The sequence below is a fragment of the Roseburia sp. AF22-2LB genome (assembly GCF_003461125.1).
GTDB lineage: Bacteria > Bacillota > Clostridia > Lachnospirales > Lachnospiraceae > Roseburia_C > Roseburia_C amylophila.
The window spans coordinates 148,748-171,449 of the sequence record NZ_QTWM01000003.1; the positions used below are offsets into that span (position 1 = coordinate 148,748).

The window sequence follows — 22,702 nt, forward strand, 5'->3', positions numbered from 1 at the left end:
TCCTTTTTTCTAAATTGTATGCTATAACATAAATGTTAGCATACTAACAGATATTGTTATATAACAATATTTTTTATATGTCAATGAATTTTTTGGGAAAGAAAAGAAGGATTATGAAATGTGCGAAGAGAGAAAACTTGGAAATGACATCCGGGTCATACATAATATGATAGGAGCATACTGTGACCGGTATGGTGCGGATCAGAGAGATGGTGTGGCACCGATGCAGGGGCGGACACTGGGCTTTTTATATTGTAATAAAGATAAGGTCATCTGCCAGAAGGACATTGAGCAGGAATTCTTAATTTCCAGGGCAACGGCAAGCAAAATGCTGCAGTCCATGGAGAAAAAGGAACTGATTATCAGAAAAGAACTAAAAGAAGATGCACGATTAAAGCAGATTCTTCTGACGAAAAAAGGGGAACAGCAGCATTTGAAAATGATGAACTTCTTTTCTGAAATGGAGAAGCTCCTGGTGGATGGAATGACAAAAGAAGAAGCAGATGAACTATCTTCTCTTTTGAATCGGGTACGCCATAATCTTGAGAAGAATCTGTAAAGATTAGGAAAAGTCATAAGGAAAAGAGAAGGTTCTACTTCCTATATATATGACTTTTTGCTATAATAGATGCAAACGAAGAAAAGGGAGGAGCAGGAGATGATTATTTTCTGGTTAGCACTTTTTGTAATATTACTGATTATAGAGATGATTACGGTAGGACTGGCAACCATCTGGTTTGCAGGCGGAAGTGTGGCAGCCCTGATTGTGGCAGCAGTAGGAGGTCCAGTCTGGCTGCAGGTAATTTTATTCTTTGCGGTATCTTTTATATTGTTATTCTTTACAAGACCATGGGCAGTTAAATATTTAAATCCGCATAGGACCCGGACAAATTACGAGGATGCCATCGGAAAGACCGTACGTGTAACAACGAAGATTGACAACATTGAAGAGACAGGAACAGCTGTGTTAAACGGACAGGAATGGACGGCAAGAAGCAGTGACGATGCAGTTGCCATAGAAGCGGATACTACGGCAGAAGTTGTTGCAGTAAGTGGTGTCAAACTGATTGTAAAACCACAGTAGAGTAAGAAAAGATAAGGCAGGCGATTGCATATGAAACTTGGAATGGTATTTGAAGGCGGAGCCAGCAGGACAATTTTTTCCTGTGGAGTGGCAGACGCATTTCTTGAAGAAAATATAATGCCTGATTATTTTATCGGCGTATCGGCAGGAATAGCTTTTGGTTTATCCTATTTATCAAAACAGCACGGAAGAAATCTGGAACTGGCAAGAAAATATATGTCAGACGGCAATTATCAGGGATTTAAGTTCTTATTTGATAAGAACCGCAAAACCTTTTATAATCTGGATTACGTCTTTGATGAAGTGCCAAATAAATTACTGCCTTTTGATTATGATGCATTTGCTGCGTTTCCGGGGCAGGTGGAAGCAGCAGTGACAAACATTCATTCCGGTAAGGCGGAGTATCTTGAGGTGCCAAGAGACAGCTCCAGTATGGCAGTTATCGAAGCAAGCTGTGCACTTCCGGTATTTTTTAAGCCGGTGCAGGTAGGCAGGCGCTATTATCTGGATGGCGGTGTGGCAGATTCCGTTCCATTTGAGAGGGCATTAAAGCAGGGCTGCGATAAGGTAATTGTCGTACTGACAAGAGAGCGTGGCTATGAGAAGCATACGGATGGAGGAACGAAGATTTCTTCTGCATTATATCGGCGTTATCCAAATATCGTAAAGGATTTGAAGGAGCGTCCAGCAAAATATAATGAGTCCATGCAAAAATTATTCCGGTTGGAAAAAGAAGGACGCGTTTTTGTAATTGCACCGGATACGACCCATGGGGTAGGCAGAACCGAAAGTGACCCGAAGCGGTTAGAAGAATTATACGAAGAAGGTTATCTTGAGGGAAAAGAACAGATGGTAGCATTAAAGAATTATTTGAAGAAGTAAGAAGCAGGAATAATGAGTGAACAGATAGAGCAGGAAAAGACAATTCATTATAATGATGCAAAAATCTGGCAGATTGCATTTTTTTCCATGAATAATACAGCAGCAAATCTGTATCTGGCTTTGATGGGCTATATCTCATACTATGCCAATTCCATGGCTGGCTTTTCAGTTGTGCTGATTTCTTCACTGGTAACAGCAATGAATATTTTTGATGGTGTAACTGACCCTGTGGTTGGTTTCCTGTTGGATAAGAGTAAAGGACGGTTTGGAAAATTCCGTCCTTTTATGGTGGCTGGGAATATACTGATGGCAGTCAGTGCTGTTCTCCTGTTTGCAACAACACATCTGATTCCAAAGTGGGTACGGATTCCGTATTTTATTATTATCTATGCAATTTTTATTATCGGATACACCTTTCAGACTGTGGTTGCCAAATCTGGTCAGACGATTATTACCAATAATCCGAAGAAACGTCCGCTGTCCACTTATTTTGATTCCATTTTCATTATGGCGGCATACGGCGGCAGTGCCTTGTTTGTAGCCAATTATCTGGTGCCGAAATACGGTGGATTTACCAACGAAGAGCTGTATGTGGAATATGTATTCTGGGTTGTGGTATTGTCGGCACTGGCAACACTTTTGGCGGTAATCGGAATCTGGAAGAAAGACCAGCCGGGACGCTATGAACATCAGCAGACACAGAAGATTAAGGTGTGGGATTTTTTCTTGATTTTAAAACAGAACAAGCCAATCCGTATGCTGATTATGGCAGCCTGCACCAACCGGTTTGCGGCAACGGTATACAGCCATACCACGGTAGGCGTTATGCTTTATGGCATCATGATGGAAAATTATGGAATCGCCGGATGGATTGGTGTGGTGGCAGCATTGCCAACGCTTTTGGTAGTGACCGTTGGCATCCGGGCAGCACAACGGATGGGACAGAAGAAGGCACTGGTATTATTTACGGGACTTGGCATTTTCTTCCAGTTACTATTGATTGTGGTATTGATGCAGGATAATATCAATACGGTTACTTTTAATCTCAAACATTTTAATGCCATTTCCTTCTGGTTTATGTTATTCTTTGTATTGTTAAATGGTTGCAAGTCCATTACAAATAATATGGTGGTGCCGATGATTGCAGACTGCTCCGATTATGAGCAGTACCGCAGCGGTAAATTTGTGCCGGGACTGATGGGAGCACTGTTTTCCTTTGTAGATAAAATTTTTGCGGCACTGGGAACGGCATTTGTAGGATTGGTAATGTTACTGATTGGATATAATAAAACATTTCCGCAGATTGGTGATGCCTTGACACCGGTATTGCGTTATACAACCATATTCCTATTTTGCGGAACACCGATTATCGGCTGGGTGAGTTCTTTGATTGCGTTGAAATTTTACCGGCTGGACAAGAAGAAAATGAATGAAATTGCGGCAGCATTGCAGGAGGAAGAGATAGAATGAAAATCGTTTTTTTAGATGCAAAATCAATTGGAGAGGATATTGATTTATCCGCATATGATGCATTGGGAGAAGTTATAAAATATGATTTCTCGACAGCAGAGGAAGCGGCAGTACGAAGCGTGGATGCAGATGTGCTGGTACTAAATAAAGTAGAAGTTAACGAAAAGACCATTGGAAATGCAAGCCACTTAAAGCTTGTGTGTGTGACGGCAACCGGAACGAATAATCTCGATAAGGCATACCTTGAAAAACGTGGTATTGCATGGCGCAACGTAGCGGGATATTCCACGGAATCGGTGGCACAGCATACCTTTGCCATGCTGTTTTATTTACTGGAAAAACTGCCTTATTATGACCGTTATGTAAAAGATGAAAAATATATCGGAGATAAAATGTTTACCCACTTTGATAAACATTTCGGAGAGCTGGCAAAAATGACCTGGGGCATTATCGGACTTGGAAATATCGGAAGAAGAGTTGCAGATATTGCAAAAGCCTTTGGCTGTCGTGTCATTTACTATTCCACTTCCGGGCGAAACAGCCAGCCGGGCTATGAGCGTGTCAGCTTCGAAGAACTGTTAAAGGAATCGGATATTGTATCCGTTCATGCACCGTTGGATGAAAACACGTTGGATTTGATGAATAAAGAAGCTTTTCATCAGATGAAGAAAACGGCTATTTTCTTAAACCTTGGAAGAGGACCGATTGTGGTAGAAGAGGATTTGGCAGAAGCCTTGGAACAGGGTGAGATTGCGGCAGCAGGACTGGATGTCCTCCGGGTAGAACCGATGAGTCCGGAAAATCCGCTGCGCAGAATCAAAGACAGTGAGAAATTACTGATTACGCCGCATATTGCATGGGCGAGTGTGGAAGCCCGCACCCGCCTCATGGAGATTATCTGTGGTCAGATTCAGGAATTTTTCTCTAATGGAAGTCCGGAATCATAAGAGTTGTTTCCTAGCTCTAAGGAAAGTGCATCTAACTGTTCCCGGTAAACCGGCGTTCCGATTGGAAGCGTAAACAGTCTTGCAGTTTTATTTAAGATGGACTGATACCGGGTTCCCGCAGTATCCAAAAGGTCAAAGAAGGACTCATGGGAGACATCTTCTTTGTTCCATGGATTTCGCCAACGGAAATGACGAAGATTCAGCGGGTCTACCGTAAAAGTAAAGTAGTCACTTGGAATCAACGGAGAAATACATGCATAACCTAAAGTCTTTGCCTCGATTTTACGGGCAAGGACTTTTTTCTTGCCCTGCGGGTCACGAATCCATGCGGTATTAAGCTGCACAGCTTCTAAGGCAGCCTGCATGGAGCGGTAAGTAAAGCGGTACTCTTTATATGTGGAGCTGTAAGCCTTTAATAATAAAGAAGCAATAATGTGCCGTTCCTTCCGGCTGATGTGCAGGGTGGCACTCTGGTTGAATTCAGATGGTGCACAGTTTTTATAATAAGTAAGAAGCTCTGCATCAATATCTGTTTCCAGATATACATGATGACCAAAATAACCCTTATCATAAGTGTCATAGTGTGACTTGGCAAAGATATATGGATGACAGGTAGTATCTAAGACATAATGTCCAAGAAAGCCGCAGATATAGGAAATGGCAATCTGCTGCTCCGTCTCTTCCAAGAACATGTCCTTACTTTTTAAAAGCTGGGTAAGAAAAACACCGGTATTTTTGTGGTGTGCCAGCTGCCCGATATTTCCGGAAGAGCGGAGGTAGGATGGCAGGTAATAAAAGAAAATATCCGGTCCCTGTAAGCCCATACAGAATGCATGCGGAAATTTACGGATGCAGGAAACAAGATCCGGTTCCTCTAATTCACGAAAAGAATTCAGTCCAAATAAATAGTGGGTGGTAAATCCTGGCATAACAACAATCCTTTCAACTAATGATATTTTAAGTGATTGCAGCAAATTTTAAAGGGTGAGTTTTTTGCTATTTAAAAGTATCTTTTTCGGCTATAAAATACCGCAGTTCTAAAGTGCATGTTTTTCTTCCTGTGATAAAAACCGTCTTTCCAATATTTGACAAAAGTACTGCACGGTTCGCCGAAATGCGGATGCATGATAAGGGCTGTTAGGGGCACCCGGAATTTCGTCTGGCATCCGGCAACGCTGGCACAGGACGTGCCAGCGAGGCGCATCTGAACATGGATGTGAATTTGCGCCGGTTGCCAGAACGAATGAAATGTAAATCGAAATTCCCAGTGCCCCTTGCAGGCTTTATGTCGCATCCGCATCCGGCGGACAGTGCGGTACTTCCGTCAAAGCAGGCGGAAAGACAGTTTACAATCAAGAAAAACATGCACTAAGAACTGCAGGCATTTCATATCAAAGAAAAAGATATCTTTTGAATATCAAAAACCCACCATTTAGAATTTCTTTCGTTGCAATCGCTTATATATAGATAATTAAAGTATAGCACTTTTTGCCAGGAAATATAATACAGAAGTTTGACAAAAAATGGATATTTGATATAATCCTGTGTGTGACGAATAATCCATGGAGATACGTGGTAAAATAGACAGGCAGCAGAGGAAAAAGAGAACTGGGAGTGAGGTTTTATTAATAAGCGGATAAAGCAAATACTGAAACTGGTTTTTGTAATTGCCATCGTAGCAATTATCATTTATACGTTCCGGGATTCAGCCGGACCAATTTTAAAGGAGCTTTCTACAACTGCACCTTGGGTGGTCATTACCATCTGCGGTGCCGGTGTTATGTATAATGTGGTAGAAGGATGGATTAATTATTCCTTCGCAAAGCAGTATAATCCACAGTTTACATACCGGATGGGTGTAGAGAGCGCCTTTTATTGCTCATTTTACCGTGTGGCAACCTTAGGCAGTGGTGCCGGTGTGGCAGCGGTATATTATTTCAATGAAAAAGGAATTCCGGTTTTTCAGGGAACCGGAATGTATATGGTAGAGTATGCGATTCATAAAGTAACGATTGCAATCTTTTCCATTATTTTCTTCCTGTTAAATTTCGGATTTATGAAGGAACATTATTCCGAATATTTTAATCTTCTGATTGCAGGATATGTGTTGACGGCAGTGATAGCAACTGCATTACTTTTATTCTGCTGTTCAAAGAAGTTCCATGGAATTTTACTTTTCCTGGTGGACAAGCTGAACCGCAAAGGAAAATTCGATGCGCAGGCAGCCATGTTACGGGAACAGTGTGGCATCTTAGAGGATGCAGCAGGCATGCTTCTGACCAAGGGAAAACTAATTGCATCCATTGTAGCTAAGAATCTGTTGAAATTTGCATTCTGCTATGGCATACCATTCGTGATTTTATATCGGGAATATGGATTGACACTGTTACAGTCCTGGGCAGTTACTTCCCTTGCTTTTATGCTGGCAGCAGTCATTCCGTCTCCGGCAGGAATCGGTTCCTCAGAGTTTGTATTTACCGCATTGTTTACAGTATTGGTAGGAACCGGAGAAGCCGGTTCTGCGGCACTGTTATACCGTTTTGCAACATTCGTACTTCCATTTGTTATCGGTGGTGTGGTGGTATTACTGCATAAGCGTATTGACCGACGGATTGCAAAACGCAAGGCAGATAAGGCACAGCAGTAAGGGAAAGAGAAGGAATTAAGATGAAAGAAAGAAAAGGAATCAGTGGCAGCACACTGAAAATCATTGCGATTATAACGATGTTAATTGACCATATCGGAGCCGGAGTTCTTGGCAGACTGCTGGTAGTCCGTGGCATGAATGAGGCGGCAGATCTGAATGCATGGATTGATGCCAACAGTACCCTGGTGATTACATATCAGATGATGCGTTTTGTCGGAAGACTGGCATTTCCGATTTTCTGTTTTCTTTTAATCGAAGGTTTTGAACATACACATGATGTGAAGAAATATGCACTTCGTCTGCTTTCCTTCTGCTTGGTATCTGAAATTCCATTTGACTTATTATTCAATGGAAAAATATTGGAATTCGGTTATCAGAATGTATTTTTTACACTGTTTATCGGACTGATGGTTATGTGGGGATTTCAGGCAGTGGAGAATCAGGAACGGTTTGCGAAGTTTAAGAAAGTTATTTTTGATGCGGGAATTCTTGCAGCAGGAATCCTTGCGGCAGAATTTTTAAATACCGACTATGCTGGAATTGGCGTTGCCTGCATCGTATTACTCTATGTATTCCGTAAGAAAAAATCCTATCAGCTGCTTGCAGGATGTATCGGATTTTCCTGGGAGCTTACCGCACCGCTGGCATTCATTCCGATTGCATTTTATAATGGAAAACGTGGACTTTCTTTGAAATACTTTTTCTACATTTTCTATCCGGCGCACCTTCTGATTTTGTATATCATCTGCTGGGCAATGGGAATGGGACCGATTGCAGTCGCATAGATTTTTTTAAGATTTTGTGAAGAGGCTTGCAAACAAAAAAGACCTGCGTTATAGTAGCGGATGGACAGAAGTTCTGTCACAGAAGAAGACGGCAGGATTGTAAGAAATGAATGAGAATAAAGCAGAAAGAAATGAAATAGAACAGAATAAAAAACATTCAGCTAGACTTATCGAACTGGATTATAAGAAAACAAATATAAGAGCCGGACTCATTGCTTTTGCAGTGATGTTGGGCTTTTGTCTCTATGGTGGGGTAAATGTTCTGGTGGCAGCTGCCGCAGGGCTGATTTATTTTGGAATCAAAAATCTTAAGATTACATTGCCGGAGAAAGCCAATCCACTCTGGGCTGCTCTTGAAATTTTCTTAAGTGCCATCATGACAGAGCATATGGTGCAGTATCTTTTGCTGGATGCAGAGCTGCGGGAGAAAATCAGTGTGAATCACACCCGATGGAATGTGCTCTGCTGCATGGTCTTTTATCTTGTCCTGTTAGTGATTACAGCAAAGCCGAAGATTGCCTGCATGATAGGACATATTTTCCTTTTAAGCCTTGCAGGAATCAATTACTTTGTCTATCAGTTCCGTGGAAATGAATTTTCTTTCGGAGATTTGAAAGCGGCATCCACCGGACTTTCCGTAGCGGCAAATTATAAATTTGTATTGGAAGACCGGGCGGTCTATGTCATACTTTTTAGCATGATATATGTTGCCTTTATAAGAAAGCTGAATTTTGAATTTAAAAAGAAATGGATGCTCCGGATCAGTGCCTTTGCGGCAGCACTGGTAATGGGAATTTATGTGGGAATTGCCTCAGAAGATACGGTAATGGAATCCTGGGAACAGAAAGGAACTTACCGCAACGGCTATATCTTAAATTTTGTACTCAGCATCCGGGATTCCTTTGTGGCGGAGCCGGATGGATACTCAAAAGATGTGGTGGAAGAAATTTCCAAAGAATATCCGGCACTGGAGAATAAAGGCTCGGAAGATGACCCGACCATTATAGTTATTATGAATGAGTCCTTTGCGGATTTGAGTGTGATTTCCCATTATGGATTTGAGACAACGGAAGAGGTAACACCATTTTTCGATTCTATGGACACCAATGTCATTAAGGGATATGCACTGTCTTCTGTCTTTGGTGCAAAGACACCGGATTCTGAGTGGGAATTTCTGACGGGAAATTCCATGGCATTCCTGCCAAGCGGCTCCGTGCCTTATCAGCAGTATATGTCAAAGAAACCGTATTCCCTGGTGAGCACCTTAAAGGAGCGGGGATATTCCTGCATTTCCATGCATCCTTACTATGCGTCCGGCTGGAGCAGAAGCAAGGTTTATCCGCTGTTGGGCTTTGATGATAGTTTCTTTATCGATGATTTTGACCAGACCAATATCATGCGGGAATATATTACGGACCAGGAATTATACAATAAAATCATTGACCAGTATGAGGCAAAGACTTCCGATGAAAAATTATTTATCTTAGGTGTTACCATGCAGAATCACGGTGGCTATACCGATTATTATGATAATTTCCAGAATACGATAAATCTTAAGAATCATTATTTCAGTGATGTGAACCAGTATTTAAGCCTGATTCATGAGAGTGACAAGGCACTGGAAAATCTGATTACTTATTTTGAAAATGTGGATGACAAGGTCGAAATCGTATTTTTCGGAGACCATCAGCCGAGTCTGAATAATAATTTCTATCAGTCCATGAATGGCAAGGGATTATCCGGTCTTACCCTGGATGAACTGCAGGAATTATTTACAGTACCATTTTTTGTATGGACGAATTATGACAGTGAAAGTAAAGATGTGGAACTGACCAGCCTGAATTACTTATCTACAATGACACTGCAGCAGGCGGGTATTGAACTGCCGGCATATAATCAGTTCTTAGCAGACTTGCAGGAAGAGATACCGGCAATGAATTCCAGAGCATTTTATTCAAAGAGCCAGGGTGAATTTTTTCATTATTCTGAGGCACAGGGGGAAGATGCAGACCTTCTGAATCAGTATAATATCCTGCAATACAACAACATGTTTGCCAAGGAAAAAGACAAGGATAAAAATCTTTTTCCGTATTATGAAACATCGGATTAAAGAGTGAAAAACATAGAGAAAGTGAAGTGTATGGGAAAAACGGAGAGGCAGGGGGAAAATGTACCGGATTTATCTTGTGGAAGATGATACAATTATAGCCAGAAGTATTAAGAAGCATTTAGAAAACTGGGAATATGAAGTGCAGTGCACAAAAGATTTTTCAGCAGTTACAAAAGAATTTGCGGAGTTTGCACCGCAGCTTGTGCTGATGGACATCGGTCTGCCTTTCTACAATGGATATTACTGGTGCAGTGAAATCCGCAAAATTTCTAAGGTGCCGATTATCTTTCTCTCTTCGGCTGCGGATAATATGAATATTGTCATGGCAGTAAACATGGGGGCAGATGATTTTATTGCAAAGCCTTTTGACTTAAGTGTCCTAACGGTAAAAGTACAGGCGATGCTGCGGCGCACCTATGATTTTACGGAGACCGGAGAAATGCTGACCTATCACGGAGTGATGCTTCAGGTGGCGGAAGCAGTCCTTACTTATCAGGATAAGAAAGTGGAACTTACCAGGAATGAACTGCGGATTCTAAAGACACTGATGGAAAATAAGGAAAAGGTAGTCTCAAGAGATACGCTGATGACAAAGCTCTGGGAAAGTGACTGCTTTGTGGATGAGAATACACTTTCCGTAAATGTAAACCGCCTTAGAAGGAAACTTGCGGATGCAGGTCTGGAGGATTTTATTCTTACGAAGAAGGGAATCGGGTATCGGCTGAAATGAGATTTGTCAAAAATTATCTGAAGGAAAATCTGAAATGGCTGTTGTTAGTGCTTGCCTGCTTTGGAATCCTGTGCTTTGTAATCGGATTTGAGCAGGTGCCGCTGGCACAATGGGGATATGCAGCATTTTTGTGCTTCTTTCTGTATTTACTGGTAGTAATGATAGACTTTACAAGGCGTTATCTGCATCATAAGAAACTGGAAAAGCAGACTTCTGAAATTGCAGTGACAATGGATAAGCTGTCATTGCCACGGGGACAGATGGAAACGGATTATCAGGAATTGCTTCGCTCTTTATATATCACCCTGCAGCAGCAGATTAATGAGCTGGAAAACGGGCAGGTGGAGCAGGCAGAATATTTTACCATGTGGGTGCATCAGATCAAGACACCGATTGCAGCACTGCGCCTGCTGCTGGCAGAGGAAGAGGATGAGCGGAGCCAGGAAATGTGGGAAGAGCTTTTCTCTATTGAGCAGTATGTGGAAATGGCATTGCAGTTTTCCAGACTGTCCGCGAAAAGTACGGATTTTGTAATTGGTGAAGTTTCGTTGGATAAAGTAGTGCGGGAGGCAATTCATAAGTATGCAAGGTTATTTGTGCGAAAGAAGATTAAATTGGAATTAAGTCCGATTGATGCACAGGTGCTTACTGATGAAAAATGGCTGGAGTTTGTCATAGAACAGGTTTTATCCAATGCCATCAAATATACTGCCGGTGGAACCATTTCTGTTTATTTAGAGGAAGAATCGGAGCAAGAGACAAAAGAGCTGGTTATCGAAGATACCGGAATCGGTATCGCACCGGAGGATTTGCCAAGGATTTTTGAAAAAGGCTATACCGGTTATAACGGTCATGCAGATAAGCGCTCCACAGGAATCGGACTGTATCTCTGCCGGAAAATTATGCGCAAGCTGTCCCATGAAATTACGATTGAGTCGGAGATTGGAGTGGGAACGAAGGTACATCTTGAAATACGGTAGGAGGGGAAGCTTCCATTTTTTTTTCAAAAGTAAGTTAAAGTTTTCTTAAAACAGTATCTACGGAGCGTGGAATCCGCATAAATTCACCATTTTCTACGTCCCGTGGGTGTACTTAAAAATGAAATTACCAGATAATCAAAGCAGAAAGGAGGAAAGCAGATGGATCAGATAATAATTGGAAAATTTATTGCAGAAGAAAGAAAAAGAAAGGGTTATACCCAGAAGCAGTTATCTGAGAAATTAGGAATTAGTGATAAAACGATTTCTAAGTGGGAATGTGGTGTTTCCCAAACAAAAAGATATTAAGAAACAGCCCATGTTTACCTGCTTGCAAACAAAAGAATATTGCTACTAGACTAAGAGATACTACATAAGTGTGTTGGTATCTCTTTTTTGTTGCCGTGAAACAGCAGACTATTTCATTTCTGCTTGATTACCTTAAAACTTATTAGTCTATGGTTTGTCAAGGGCTTGTTGCGTGAGAAATGCTGAATATCACCCTTTACAAAACATAGGCTGATAAGTAACTTTTCAAAAGCAGAAAAGAAATGGCAATGCTTATAACAATATGATATAATGCAGATGAAGACAAAAAAGGAATTTGTCGAGCTGGTTAGTTCGAGATAATTTTGAGTTTGTTAAGATGTGGTGCACTTGATGGAATCACAGGTACGACATCATATTATGGAGGATGAAATAGATGATAGGTTTGATTGTTGCGAGGTCAAAGAATAATGTTATAGGCAAGAATGGTAATATACCATGGAAAATAAAGGGAGAACAAAAGCAATTTAGAGAGTTAACAACGGGTAATGTGGTTATTATGGGGCGAAAGTCTTATGAAGAAATCGGTCATCCGTTGCCTAATAGAATGAATATTGTTGTTTCCACCACAACAGAGTATCAAGGAGATAATTTAGTTTCAGTTAAATCATTAGAAGATGCATTATTATTGGCTAAAGGACGAGATGTATACATATCTGGTGGATATGGACTATTTAAGGAAGCTTTGCAAATAGTAGATAAAATGTATATCACAGAAGTAGATTTAAATATTGAAGATGGAGATACATTCTTTCCAGAATTTGATATCAATGATTTTGAAGTTTTGATAGGGGAAACACTTGGTGAGGAAGTGAAATATACGAGAACATTTTATGTAAGGAAAAAATGAATTGAGTAAATTTTGGATTTAGGGTGTTTTCATAAATATATTGCTTTTTATGCATATATAAATTGTTGTAAGACAAATTCCAGTTGATATTTCACATATTTTAGGAAATTTAATAACTGTTATATTTAATTATCAAATTCTTCGCAAACCCTTGAAAATACTAAGTTTGTAGCAAGTGAGCTTTCCCTTACTCTTTCCCTTGTGTTATATTCTCACATTGGTTTTCATGAACCTTAATATGGGAAAAAATAAGGGAAAGAAAATTTCATAACACAGTATAACAATAACGACATGGTGAACTGATTGAAATGTTTTCGATATTTAACTCTATAACTGATTATTAAAAGAAAATGGAGATAAGATACGATGAGAACAATTTATGCAGAATACAACATAAATCACGATAGTATTGATGTTTACACAAGTGCCGGATATATGCTTCGCATTGATTGCTGGAAAGCTGAAAAAAATCTAAAAACCACATACGGATCAGAATGTGCGCTTACTTCATTGGCTGTGGATGAGCCTTTGGAATATGCAAGATTATATCTTGAGGGTAATTTACAGATGTGGGTAGATGCAGAAGACTCACTAGAGTTATAATTCTTATCCATATAAATAATATGCAAATATATATCCCATCAATATAGCGAATATACTGAAGTAAAAGTATCTTTATAATCAATTTTAACCAAAAGAATATGTTCTTAGAGGAGGTGTCTCCCGAAAGAACATATTCTTCTATTATGGGTATTATAAATATAGAACATGCTTTTCTTGTGCTACAATTTCTTCACTATGAGTTACAACAATAACTGTTTTTCCCTGTTCACTTAACTCATGCAATATATTCATAACAATCTCACTATTTTTTTTGTCTAAGGAACCAGTTGGTTCGTCTGCTAATACAATCGAACATTTCTTTAGCATTAAACGAGCTAACGCAACTCTCTGCTGTTCGCCACCAGATAATTGATAGACTTTTTTGTTAATTACTTTCTGTAAACCAACTTTTTCAAGAGCTTCATTTATTAAAATATCCGTTCTACCTGATTTTTTTATTATTTCTAGATTTTCTTTTACTGTTTTGTTTTCCAAAAGGGCAAAATTTTGAAATAAAAATCCAACAACTTCTTTGAAATATTTCTGCTTTTTTCCTTTTTTTGTCACATCAAAACCATTCACAATAATAGAACCTTTGTCAGGAGTTTCAATACCTCCAATCATATTAAGTAAAGTACTTTTTCCGCATCCACTTTCGCCACTAATTACCAAAAAACTGCTATCTGGAATTTCCAAATGAAAATTTTTGAACAAAATTTTATCATTATATGCTTTGCATAGATTTTCAATTATTATCATAAGCAACCTCCTTTTAATGATTTCGGTATGTTTGTTTTTTCAACAATTGTGATATTAAAGAAAATAATTGTAAATTCTATTAGTGCCATAAATGAACTAACAAGAATGCTAATTCCTACTTCAGTCTGTACCGATAATAAAGAATAGATAAGCATACCTACTAATATCACAAAATTTTCCACTACAATCATTTTAAGAAGTGTTTTGTGCCGTTCAAATAAACTATATCCAAAGATTTTCATCAAGGAAATTTTCATTGCATTTTCTCGGAACTCTAGTCTACTTACGGTAACAATAATCATAATATTTAAAAGCAATACAATCGTACAAAGAGAACTTAAAAATCCCACGAGTTTTATTAAAAATGTGTGATTATATAAATACTGTTCATGTACGTTTGTAATTACTAGCTGATAATTTCCAAGCATATCTTCATACTTTTTGCTGATATTTCTTAGCTGTTTTTCATCACATTGAAATAAAACTGCTCCTGCTTTATAGCTTTCAAGATACCCACCATTGACTGCTAAATCTTTGTTTGCCTGATAAATAATTATCGGATTTTTGCTTTTTTCGATACCATTTATTCTACTTGTATCTAAATAGGAAAAGTATTCTGTTTCGCTATACTCTATGTACTGAATATTTAATTGTTGTAAATTATCATGATTTAAAACATGGCTCAAGGAGTCATAGGCTAATTGCTTGTTTTTAGCAAAATATCTATTCTTTGGAATGAAAATAATCAAATCAGAAGATTCATTCTCTACTGCATTTATCTGCTTCGTAAAACCTTGTAACATATCTTTTGCATGATTATTTACATATATCACATCATTTTTATCATTTAAAATATTCAAGCATATTACAGGCTTTAATGTGTTATATTCATTCTTGTATAGTTTATTCCAAAAAGCTTCTTCTTTTTCAGCATTAAAATCAGTAGTCTTTACGGTAAAATAATTTGCATCATAATATTCTTCTAACAAATGTTCATTTGTAAATAGGTTATTATGAATACTACTAATATTAGTGATAATTGTAAAAACAGCGGCTACCCCTGCTATAAATTTTAACGAATAAATTAAAAAATCCACTCCTCTTTTGTGTGTTGCATTTGCGAATGCCTTTCTAATATCAAAAAAGCAAAAAGAACAATATGGAATAGTGGAAAGAATAATTCCAATGGAATATAAAATTGTGACGAGTCTATTCTCATATGCTCCCGATATATAATTTGACAGCAATATTTTTGCAACAATAAATAATGCAATGTCAAAAGTTACATCGAATAAAGCAGCCTTAAATGCTATGAAACCAGCACTTTCTCCTAAGGAAACTCGTACAACAACCTCTTTTTTTCGCCTAACCACTTCAATTACATTTAGAACAATCATCAATGCAATAATCATACCCCATATAATAAAAATCATGTCCTTTTCCGTAGAATTCCAATATTCTGGATAAGTTAAGCTATATTTTTCTGATAATTTCTGATATGCAGAGATAATATTGTCCTCATTTCCTATGTATGAGATAAAGTTTTCATAACCCACAGAGGTACTTTGCAATTCTGAGAGATTATGAAATTTTACTTTCGTAATTCCGGAAACTAAAGCGGTATATTCTGATTCTTCTATGTTTGCAGTATTTTTTAATGTTTGTCTGATTACTTTATCATCGCCATAAATATGAAGTGTTGAAAGGTATTTATTATTGATTTCATTGTACTGAGAAAAAATATGTACATCATTCTCCGTTGCAGTTTCTGATACATCTTTCAGAAACTGCGACATATCTTCACTAGCAACTTCATAGCGTGATGACGTAAAATATGCTGTAGAAAAGTTCCAAAGCTGATCTTGAAATATTTCAGATTGCATAAGTATTCCAAAAATCAGGAAACAAAACAAACATAAGTTTTTAATTGCTTTCATTTATTTCAACCCCAGATTCCATACTTTATTTGCTTTTTCAAATATCGTAGTCAATATTGTGCTATTTTCATCAACAATCCATTGATCTTCTTGATCTTCAGCTTTTTTGCTACTTGACAACATAATTTGAGTATTCAAATCCTTATAGTCATTAAATAGCACGCCTTGACTTATTCCTTGGTGAAATGGTTTTATCCAAATAATTAGTGCATATCGAACATCTGACTCAGCTATCGCAAGATTTCCATTCCAAAGCAAATAATCAGGGACAGACACACTATACTGGAATCCATCTTTATCTGTGTAAATTTTTACTCCAGATTCTTCTATTTCAGGGAAGTCTTTCTGAAATTCGTTATATGGTTTATAACTCCCGAAGTACCAAAATAAATTATAGCAACAGAACAAAATAACCAAAACAATTCCTATATATTTTATTTTTTTCTTCATTTATATACACTCCACAAAAAAGAGTGGTTGGAATTCCAACCACTCAGCCATTATCCCGAACCTTTGTTTAGTAGCTATTACCGTAGGTAATACTATTTCCTTTATGAGCAACCTCAATTTTAGACCAATTACCTTTACCAACATTTGAACCCGAAAAAGAACCATTTCCATTTTTGACATATGCGTAATGATCTTTAGTTGAATGATATGCGTGTGCATAATCTTCATTAATAGCAAGAGTATTATAACCATAAGTCAAAACACCTTTTCCGCCATCAGATGTAGTGCTCAATTCCCACTTTTTATCAAATGTCTTATTCCCGTTTGTAACAGAAAATGCCATTACTGGAATTGATGAAGAAATTAACATTGCACTAATAGCTACCCCTACAATCACTTTCTTTGCTCTCATAAGTTTTACCTACTTTGATCTGCTGTATTTCTATTTATATTTTATCAAATATTTTGTATCTAGTCAATCAGTATCTTGACTTATATAGCGTCGAATTGTAAGATATATTCCTTGTAAAATTAACCAAAAGAACAACAGATTTATTGATAATGCTTTTTTAATTACTTCTCCAAAATAAATGATGACAGCCGCACTTGTCAGTATCATCAGTAGGGTAATAACATCCCAACAGTTTTTCTTATATAATTCTATAACCTTTATTTCTATCAGTATCGCCAGTATTCCTGTCCCTGCCACACATATTCCCACAACCAATATCAGCAATAACCAATATATGATTCCGGGTATAATCTCATTTGGAATTTTTGTGCTGATTTGTGCCACAGATTGCCCGGCATCAATCGTCCAACCAATAAAAGTTTGTATGAATGATGCTGCATCATGGAAGAATGATTTGCAATCGGAAAGGAACACATCTGACTGTACTGCCTGAAAAAGAGTGGTTGTCAGCGAATACCATGCAAGAAGGAACAAGGTTGTTTGGAACATTACCGTTTTTGCTTTATATTGTCCTGCAAGTTGCTCTTTTTGTGTTTCGTATCTTGCTTTTGCATTCTGATAGGCTGTCCGGTCACAGGCTTCGCATTTTTTATAGAGTACCGGCTTTTCTACCGGTATCTCTACGATTTTCTGATGTGTCCGGGCATAATCCCGTTGTTGTGTTAAGCATCGTATTTTATCTTGACATTCCTCTATCGTGACGTTTGCGCTTCGCAGCTTCTCTTTCTCGCTCCGCAATGCTCTGTCTGCCAGCTTCAAGTCGTTCTTTAATGCTTGAATATTCCCGGCTCTGTTCTCTTTGTTTAATTTCTCGTTCAAGGTCAGAGATTCGTTGAGCTGCGTCTTCAGTTCCACGATAAGCTGGTCTTTCTGTTCCAACTCTTCTTGTATCTCCTCGGTCAAGAGCAGAAGTTCTTCCAACTGTTCGGCGTTCTTTAATTCTCTGGATTCGTTCATCTATATCACGTCCTTTCTCTACCTGCTGTTCCAGTTCAGCAATTCGGTGTTCTGTTTCAGTAATAAACTGTTTTCGCTGTTCAGCTTCTGTGCCAATATCTGCCATTGCTGATTTTCGTTTTCCAAAAGTTCTATCTTCGTTTTCTGTTCTTCCATCTTGGAAAGCAGTTCCTCGGTATTTGGCAAAATGTTGAGCAGCTCGGATAACTCGCTGTTTAATTTTTGCAATTTCTGATTCTGTTCCTGCATAAGAGAGAGTTGGGTGTCCCGGTTCTGCATTTCCAGAAGCATTTCTGCCATTAAGGTCTGCTGTTCTTCGATTTGCCCAATCATAGATTCCATTAAGGGTATAATTTCCCGGCTTTCTTCTAATGTCATTTAATCGCTCCTTCCATAATGATAATGCACCAGATACTTTCCCAAAGGTGTCCAGTATCTTTTGCAATAACGTGTTTTGTTGTTTTATGATTTGATTTTCCGCTACTTTCCACGAACCTTTTATTTCCTGCCCGGCAAGAAACTTCTGTTCAATCTTTCTTGCGTCAGCACCTTCATGGATGGTAGGAATCTGGAGTTTTCCCTGCTTTTCATAAGAACGGTGATCGACCTGATTATGCAAAGGCAGATGTTCATTACACACCTTTGCCCACTCGCTCCGCCACAGTTCACAGTTTTTTGGATTGTTCCATCCCGTAGCATCGGTCAGTACCCGTTTCCATTGCAGGCGGTTTCTTGCACCAATCTTCTGGATTCCGTTTTCATCTAATACAGGGATACGGATTCCATGACGGTCAGGGTTTTTCTTATCCTGCCACCAGTTCGGATGGGATTCATCAATCACGATATTTCCGCTTTTATCTCTGACAAAACCCCAATCTTTGACTTCTTTCTTCCCCCAAGAATGATCCGGGTTAAAAGGGCGCATTGTCAGAAGCAGATGGACATGAGGATTGCCATCCCCTTTGTCGTGGATACTCCAATCAGCACACATTCCCTTATCCACAAATGTTTTTTTGATATAGTCGGCTGTATATTGAATCTGTTCCTGTCTGCTCCATTCTTTTGGGAGGGCAAATTCAAATGACCTGCCAAGTTGGGCATCTGCACTTTTTTCAATCTTCAATACCTCATTCCATAACCGTTGTTTCTGAAATGTGATTTTAAATTTTTCTAAAGCAGCTTCTTTATCTTCTGACCTTTTGTATCGGACAGATTTTTGAAAGCGTTTTATATTTTCTTCTGGTACTATCTGCCATTCAGGAGGTGCGTTTTCGCACATCATCAGACTGGTGTAGACCACTTCTTTTTTAGAAGTGTAATAACTGATTCTCCCGGTTTCCTCGTTTTTCATCACATCCCCATTGAGATATGCGGAAGCGGAGATAACAGATTTCCCTTTACTTCGTCCGACTATTTTGACTGTGTAATGAAAAATCGCCATGTCTGGATTCCTCCTTTCTGCACATCCGGCATAGATTTCCGGCAACATTGCTTTCAGTTTTAGAAAAAGCAGTATTGCCGGAACGCCCTCTGCGTAAGAGTGCCCTGCGCATAGCAGCCTGCATGGAATGCGCCTCTCTGGCGAAGAGTGCCTCCTGCGGCATGAGCAGGTCTGGCTGAAAGCCCCGCCGACGGAACGAGCCCGGCAAGCGTGAGCGAAGACCGGTTGCCACTTGTGGCAAACTTATTGGGACGACCTCTGGTTGTCCATAAGTGCGCCCTTCATGAAAAAGCAATGAAGGGAATGAAAAACTCATCCCCCGCCATTACACTTCCTCCATATCGGTATTTGTTTCTTTCTGCATTGCCTTTGAAAAAAATTTCCCATTGGCTTCCTGCTTTTTCAGAAAACCAATCAGCTTTGGGATGTCCTCTTCCTCAATAGGCGCACCGAGAACGGATTCCACCGCACCGCCAACCTGACAGAGCCTATGGGTTCGTTTTTTACTTTCTTCGGCTTTCTTTCGTTTCAGAAGTTCTTTCTTCTGTACTGCATATCGTTTTGCTTTTTCAAGGCTTTCCTGTTCCTTCTTTTCCATTTCAAGCATTCGTTCTTCATAACTTTTTGTTGATTTTGCCATGATTACATTCCCCTTTCTTTTACAAACATAAGTTCTCGGTTGCGTATCAGAAGAAGCACATGGTATAATCTTCTTGCGTGTAGGTATATCATGGCTTCGGTCTGATAGAACCTTTGGCGGTTTCTTGGGAAGCCGCCTTTTTAATTTGCCGCAGTTCTTGTTACGGCTTTTACATTTCCTCTATCCCTCAAATCACGACCTTCATTAGCTTCCATAAACATTTCCAGAATATCGGTTTTAATCAGGACTTTGCGACCAACCTTTAATACTGGAAGTTTCTTCCATTCTACAAGCTGTCTTAAGGTATTTCTGCCGATTCCCGTATAGTCAGCAGCTTCTTCGATGGATAATGCAATTTTTCTTTGCGTCATATAATCACCTCCTTATAAATTGCATTATGCAATTCTTGTGATGTAAGTATATCCTTTTCACATCTTTTTGTCAAGCGTTACGAAATATTAAAAACAAATATTATATTGCATATTGCAATTATAGAAAAACAATGCTATAATTCATACATACCGAAAAAGGAGGCAGTCAGCATGAAAGATAAAGAACTACGCAAGCTGATAGGCAGCAGAGTAAAACAGCGCCGTCTGGAATTGAATCTGACACAGCCTTATGTCGCAGAAAAGATGGGTGTTACCGCTTCTACAATCCTGCGTTATGAGAATGGTTCGATTGACAATACGAAAAAAATGGTGCTGGAAGGTCTTTCGGAAGCACTCCATGTATCTGTGGAATGGCTCAAAGGGGAAACAGATGAATATGAAACCGACATTACGGATAAGAGAGAGTTACAGATTCGTGATGCGATGGGAGATATTCTGGAACAGTTACCGCTTGCCCTTACCAAAGAAGAAGATGCTTTTTCAAAAGATTTATTACTGCTGATGTTAAAACAATATGGTCTGTTTTTGGATTCCTTCCAGTTCGCCTGCAAAAACTTCAAGGGAAATGCTGGTCAGACGGATATTGCCAAAACAATAGGGTTTGAATCGAATGAGGAATATAATGAGATTATGTTCTTAAGGGAAATCACTCACACCATCAATGCTTTTAATGAGATGGCAGACGTTGTAAGGCTCTATTCCAAGAAACCAAAAGCAGCAGAACAAAGGCTTGCAAATCTTTTATCAGAAGTCTTATACGAAGATTCCGAATCGGTATAGTAAGACAACCGGAGTTATGATATACTTACACGCACGAAGCATTTCATCAGTTCCGATTGTCTAATATCGAAAGGAGACATACGATTATGGCAAAAGGATCTGTAAGAAAAAAAGGAAAGAAATGGTACTACCGCTTCTATGTAGAGGACGCAAGCGGCAATCTTGTTCAGAAAGAATGCGTTGGAACAGAAAGCAAAAGTGAAACTGAAAAGCTGCTCCGTCAGGCAATGGATGATTATGAGAAAAAGAAATTTGTTGCCAAAGCGGAAAATCTCACAGTCGGACAGCTTTTGGATGTGTGGGCAGAGGAGGAATTAAAAACAGGTACGCTCAGCAATGGTACGGTGGAGAATTACCTCGGAACAATCCGAAATATCAAGAAACACCCATTGGCAGAACGGAAACTGAAAAATGTAACCTCTGAACATTTGCAATCCTTCTTTGATTTGCTTTCCTTCGGGGGAGTTCATCCCGACGGAAAAGAGAGAAAGGGTTACAGCAAAGATTATATCCATTCTTTTTCCGCAGTCATGCAGCAGTCCTTCCGTTTTGCAGTATTTCCAAAGCAGTATATTACGTTCAATCCCATGCAGTATATTAAACTGCGGTATCAGACGGATGAAGTGGATTTGTTTTCCGATGAGGATATGGACGGAAATGTCCAACCAATTTCACGAGAAGATTATGAAAGATTGCTTGCTTATCTGCAAAAAAAGAACCCAGCCGCAATACTTCCAATCCAGATAGCCTATTATGCCGGGCTTCGTATTGGAGAAGCCTGCGGTTTGGCATGGCAGGACGTAAATCTGGAAGAACAATGCCTTACCATAAGACGCAGCATCCGATATGATGGCTCAAAGCGCAAATATATCATCGGACCAACCAAGCGGAAAAAAGTAAGGGTTGTTGATTTTGGAGATACACTGGTAGAGATTTTCCGTAATGCCCGGAAAGAGCAGTTAAAAAATCGAATGCAGTACGGAGAACTTTATCACACGAACTACTACAAAGAGGTCAAAGAGAAAAACAGAGTGTACTACGAATATTACTGCTTAGACAGAACAGAGGAAGTCCCAGCAGATTATAAAGAAATTTCTTTTGTTTGCTTAAGACCGGATGGTTGCCTGGAACTTCCGACTACTTTGGGAACGGTATGCAGAAAGGTGGCAAAAACATTAGAGGGATTTGAAGGCTTTCATTTCCACCAGTTACGTCACACCTATACAAGCAACCTTTTAGCAAATGGAGCAGCCCCAAAAGATGTGCAGGAATTGTTGGGACACTCAGATGTCAGTACCACAATGAACGTCTATGCTCACTCCACAAGAGATGCGAAACGAAAATCGGTTCGGCTTCTTGATAAAGTGGTGGGCAATGACTAAAAAATTTCCCTTATTTCCCTTGTGATTATCTCATAAGGGCAAAAATAAGGGAAACTACATATCATTTCACTAATGGACAT

22 protein-coding genes and 2 pseudogenes are annotated in these 22,702 nt (G+C 39.1%); 15 read left to right on the forward strand and 9 right to left on the reverse strand.

Features of this window, described 5'->3' with window-relative positions; all coding sequences use genetic code 11:
- The first annotated feature begins 118 nt into the window (after positions 1-118).
- From DWX96_RS06120 to DWX96_RS06140, 5 genes are all read left to right on the forward strand, one after another.
- Positions 119-559, forward strand: coding sequence for a MarR family winged helix-turn-helix transcriptional regulator (locus tag DWX96_RS06120; RefSeq protein WP_118057027.1), 441 nt, complete (start codon positions 119-121; stop codon positions 557-559).
- A 99-nt stretch (positions 560-658) separates the two neighbouring features.
- Positions 659-1,084, forward strand: a complete 426-nt coding sequence (locus DWX96_RS06125) for an NfeD family protein (RefSeq protein ID WP_118057028.1) — start codon at positions 659-661, stop codon at positions 1,082-1,084.
- A 30-nt stretch (positions 1,085-1,114) separates the two neighbouring features.
- Positions 1,115-1,966, forward strand: coding sequence for a patatin-like phospholipase family protein (locus DWX96_RS06130; RefSeq protein ID WP_117841565.1), 852 nt, complete (start codon positions 1,115-1,117; stop codon positions 1,964-1,966).
- A gap of 12 nt (positions 1,967-1,978) precedes the next feature.
- A complete protein-coding gene (locus DWX96_RS06135) occupies positions 1,979-3,436 on the forward strand; it encodes an MFS transporter (protein WP_118057029.1) in 1,458 nt (485 codons plus the stop codon).
- Positions 3,433-4,383 (forward strand): D-2-hydroxyacid dehydrogenase, encoded by a 951-nt coding sequence (locus tag DWX96_RS06140; protein ID WP_118057030.1) that lies wholly within the window; start codon positions 3,433-3,435, stop codon positions 4,381-4,383. The genes DWX96_RS06135 and DWX96_RS06140 overlap by 4 nt, the downstream gene beginning before the upstream one ends.
- Here the strand turns inward: DWX96_RS06140 and DWX96_RS06145 are convergent.
- Positions 4,347-5,312 (reverse strand): zinc dependent phospholipase C family protein, encoded by a 966-nt coding sequence (locus tag DWX96_RS06145; protein WP_118057031.1) that lies wholly within the window; start codon positions 5,310-5,312, stop codon positions 4,347-4,349. The two genes, DWX96_RS06140 and DWX96_RS06145, sit on opposite strands and share 37 nt — an antisense overlap.
- 725 nt (positions 5,313-6,037) lie before the next feature.
- On the opposite strand from DWX96_RS06145, the gene DWX96_RS06150 reads away from it, so the two are divergent.
- The 8 genes and pseudogenes from DWX96_RS06150 to DWX96_RS06185 all read left to right on the forward strand — a co-directional run bounded on the left by DWX96_RS06150 (position 6,038) and on the right by DWX96_RS06185 (position 13,412).
- A complete protein-coding gene (locus DWX96_RS06150; RefSeq protein ID WP_227710757.1) occupies positions 6,038-7,030 on the forward strand; it encodes a lysylphosphatidylglycerol synthase transmembrane domain-containing protein in 993 nt (330 codons plus the stop codon).
- A 20-nt stretch (positions 7,031-7,050) separates the two neighbouring features.
- Positions 7,051-7,815, forward strand: coding sequence for a TraX family protein (locus DWX96_RS06155; RefSeq protein WP_117947177.1), 765 nt, complete (start codon positions 7,051-7,053; stop codon positions 7,813-7,815).
- A gap of 106 nt (positions 7,816-7,921) precedes the next feature.
- A complete protein-coding gene (locus DWX96_RS06160) occupies positions 7,922-9,925 on the forward strand; it encodes an LTA synthase family protein (RefSeq protein ID WP_118057032.1) in 2,004 nt (667 codons plus the stop codon).
- A gap of 58 nt (positions 9,926-9,983) precedes the next feature.
- Positions 9,984-10,655 (forward strand): response regulator transcription factor, encoded by a 672-nt coding sequence (locus DWX96_RS06165; protein WP_118057033.1) that lies wholly within the window; start codon positions 9,984-9,986, stop codon positions 10,653-10,655.
- The gene (locus DWX96_RS06170) at positions 10,652-11,635 is read left to right on the forward strand and encodes a sensor histidine kinase (protein WP_118057034.1); all 984 of its coding nucleotides are present in this window, start codon (positions 10,652-10,654) and stop codon (positions 11,633-11,635) included. The genes DWX96_RS06165 and DWX96_RS06170 overlap by 4 nt, the downstream gene beginning before the upstream one ends.
- Positions 11,636-11,794: 159 nt before the next feature.
- Positions 11,795-11,917: pseudogene (locus tag DWX96_RS06175) on the forward strand (helix-turn-helix domain-containing protein); the annotation flags it as partial.
- Positions 11,918-12,335: 418 nt separating this feature from the next.
- Positions 12,336-12,831: pseudogene (gene dfrF, locus DWX96_RS06180) on the forward strand (trimethoprim-resistant dihydrofolate reductase DfrF).
- 344 nt (positions 12,832-13,175) lie between these two features.
- Positions 13,176-13,412 (forward strand): DUF6061 family protein, encoded by a 237-nt coding sequence (locus DWX96_RS06185; RefSeq protein ID WP_004843528.1) that lies wholly within the window; start codon positions 13,176-13,178, stop codon positions 13,410-13,412.
- Positions 13,413-13,562: 150 nt separating this feature from the next.
- Here the strand turns inward: DWX96_RS06185 and DWX96_RS06190 are convergent, their stop codons facing one another.
- The 8 genes from DWX96_RS06190 to DWX96_RS06230 form a co-directional block, all read right to left on the reverse strand.
- Positions 13,563-14,171 (reverse strand): ATP-binding cassette domain-containing protein, encoded by a 609-nt coding sequence (locus DWX96_RS06190; RefSeq protein WP_004843527.1) that lies wholly within the window; start codon positions 14,169-14,171, stop codon positions 13,563-13,565.
- Complete coding sequence (locus DWX96_RS06195; RefSeq protein ID WP_004843526.1) at positions 14,168-16,108, reverse strand: DUF1430 domain-containing protein; 1,941 nt, start codon at positions 16,106-16,108, stop codon at positions 14,168-14,170. The genes DWX96_RS06190 and DWX96_RS06195 overlap by 4 nt, the downstream gene beginning before the upstream one ends.
- On the reverse strand, positions 16,109-16,558 hold the full coding sequence (locus DWX96_RS06200) for a hypothetical protein (RefSeq protein ID WP_004843525.1): 450 nt from the start codon (positions 16,556-16,558) through the stop codon (positions 16,109-16,111).
- 67 nt (positions 16,559-16,625) lie between these two features.
- Positions 16,626-16,970 carry a broad-spectrum bacteriocin mediterrocin MdcF gene (gene mdcF, locus DWX96_RS06205; protein ID WP_005608346.1) on the reverse strand — a complete coding sequence of 115 codons (345 nt, stop codon included), beginning with the start codon at positions 16,968-16,970 and terminating at the stop codon, positions 16,626-16,628.
- A 63-nt stretch (positions 16,971-17,033) separates the two neighbouring features.
- Entirely contained in the window at positions 17,034-17,789 is a 756-nt protein-coding gene (locus DWX96_RS06210) for a DUF6040 family protein (RefSeq protein WP_330416229.1), read from the reverse strand.
- Complete coding sequence (locus tag DWX96_RS06215) at positions 17,707-19,428, reverse strand: MobA/MobL family protein (protein ID WP_009244916.1); 1,722 nt, start codon at positions 19,426-19,428, stop codon at positions 17,707-17,709. Before DWX96_RS06215 ends, DWX96_RS06210 begins: the two co-directional genes overlap by 83 nt.
- Positions 19,429-19,753: 325 nt before the next feature.
- Positions 19,754-20,068, reverse strand: coding sequence for a hypothetical protein (locus DWX96_RS06225; RefSeq protein ID WP_004843520.1), 315 nt, complete (start codon positions 20,066-20,068; stop codon positions 19,754-19,756).
- Between the two features lie 140 nt (positions 20,069-20,208).
- Positions 20,209-20,439: a helix-turn-helix domain-containing protein gene (locus DWX96_RS06230; RefSeq protein ID WP_004843519.1), complete on the reverse strand. Its 231-nt coding sequence runs from the start codon at positions 20,437-20,439 to the stop codon at positions 20,209-20,211.
- Between the two features lie 171 nt (positions 20,440-20,610).
- Here DWX96_RS06230 and DWX96_RS06235 point away from each other — a divergent pair, with 171 nt between their 5' ends.
- Both DWX96_RS06235 and DWX96_RS06240 read left to right on the forward strand, forming a co-directional pair.
- Positions 20,611-21,240, forward strand: a complete 630-nt coding sequence (locus tag DWX96_RS06235) for a helix-turn-helix domain-containing protein (RefSeq protein WP_004843518.1) — start codon at positions 20,611-20,613, stop codon at positions 21,238-21,240.
- Positions 21,241-21,326: 86 nt separating this feature from the next.
- Positions 21,327-22,622, forward strand: a complete 1,296-nt coding sequence (locus DWX96_RS06240; protein ID WP_004843517.1) for a tyrosine-type recombinase/integrase — start codon at positions 21,327-21,329, stop codon at positions 22,620-22,622.
- Positions 22,623-22,702 lie beyond the last annotated feature (80 nt).

Bases quoted from the DNA above. Each gene is read 5' to 3' on its own strand.
- DWX96_RS06120 (WP_118057027.1), top strand. From the start codon at position 119: ATGTGCGAAGAGAGAAAACTTGGAAATGACATCCGGGTCATACATAAT.
- DWX96_RS06125 (WP_118057028.1), top strand. From the start codon at position 659: ATGATTATTTTCTGGTTAGCACTTTTTGTAATATTACTGATTATAGAG.
- DWX96_RS06130 (WP_117841565.1), top strand. From the start codon at position 1,115: ATGAAACTTGGAATGGTATTTGAAGGCGGAGCCAGCAGGACAATTTTT.
- DWX96_RS06135 (WP_118057029.1), top strand. From the start codon at position 1,979: ATGAGTGAACAGATAGAGCAGGAAAAGACAATTCATTATAATGATGCA.
- DWX96_RS06140 (WP_118057030.1), top strand. From the start codon at position 3,433: ATGAAAATCGTTTTTTTAGATGCAAAATCAATTGGAGAGGATATTGAT.
- DWX96_RS06145 (WP_118057031.1), bottom strand. From the start codon at position 5,312: ATGCCAGGATTTACCACCCACTATTTATTTGGACTGAATTCTTTTCGT.
- DWX96_RS06155 (WP_117947177.1), top strand. From the start codon at position 7,051: ATGAAAGAAAGAAAAGGAATCAGTGGCAGCACACTGAAAATCATTGCG.
- DWX96_RS06160 (WP_118057032.1), top strand. From the start codon at position 7,922: ATGAATGAGAATAAAGCAGAAAGAAATGAAATAGAACAGAATAAAAAA.
- DWX96_RS06165 (WP_118057033.1), top strand. From the start codon at position 9,984: ATGTACCGGATTTATCTTGTGGAAGATGATACAATTATAGCCAGAAGT.
- DWX96_RS06170 (WP_118057034.1), top strand. From the start codon at position 10,652: ATGAGATTTGTCAAAAATTATCTGAAGGAAAATCTGAAATGGCTGTTG.
- DWX96_RS06185 (WP_004843528.1), top strand. From the start codon at position 13,176: ATGAGAACAATTTATGCAGAATACAACATAAATCACGATAGTATTGAT.
- DWX96_RS06190 (WP_004843527.1), bottom strand. From the start codon at position 14,171: ATGATAATAATTGAAAATCTATGCAAAGCATATAATGATAAAATTTTG.
- DWX96_RS06195 (WP_004843526.1), bottom strand. From the start codon at position 16,108: ATGAAAGCAATTAAAAACTTATGTTTGTTTTGTTTCCTGATTTTTGGA.
- DWX96_RS06200 (WP_004843525.1), bottom strand. From the start codon at position 16,558: ATGAAGAAAAAAATAAAATATATAGGAATTGTTTTGGTTATTTTGTTC.
- mdcF (WP_005608346.1), bottom strand. From the start codon at position 16,970: ATGAGAGCAAAGAAAGTGATTGTAGGGGTAGCTATTAGTGCAATGTTA.
- DWX96_RS06215 (WP_009244916.1), bottom strand. From the start codon at position 19,428: ATGGCGATTTTTCATTACACAGTCAAAATAGTCGGACGAAGTAAAGGG.
- DWX96_RS06225 (WP_004843520.1), bottom strand. From the start codon at position 20,068: ATGGCAAAATCAACAAAAAGTTATGAAGAACGAATGCTTGAAATGGAA.
- DWX96_RS06230 (WP_004843519.1), bottom strand. From the start codon at position 20,439: ATGACGCAAAGAAAAATTGCATTATCCATCGAAGAAGCTGCTGACTAT.
- DWX96_RS06235 (WP_004843518.1), top strand. From the start codon at position 20,611: ATGAAAGATAAAGAACTACGCAAGCTGATAGGCAGCAGAGTAAAACAG.
- DWX96_RS06240 (WP_004843517.1), top strand. From the start codon at position 21,327: ATGGCAAAAGGATCTGTAAGAAAAAAAGGAAAGAAATGGTACTACCGC.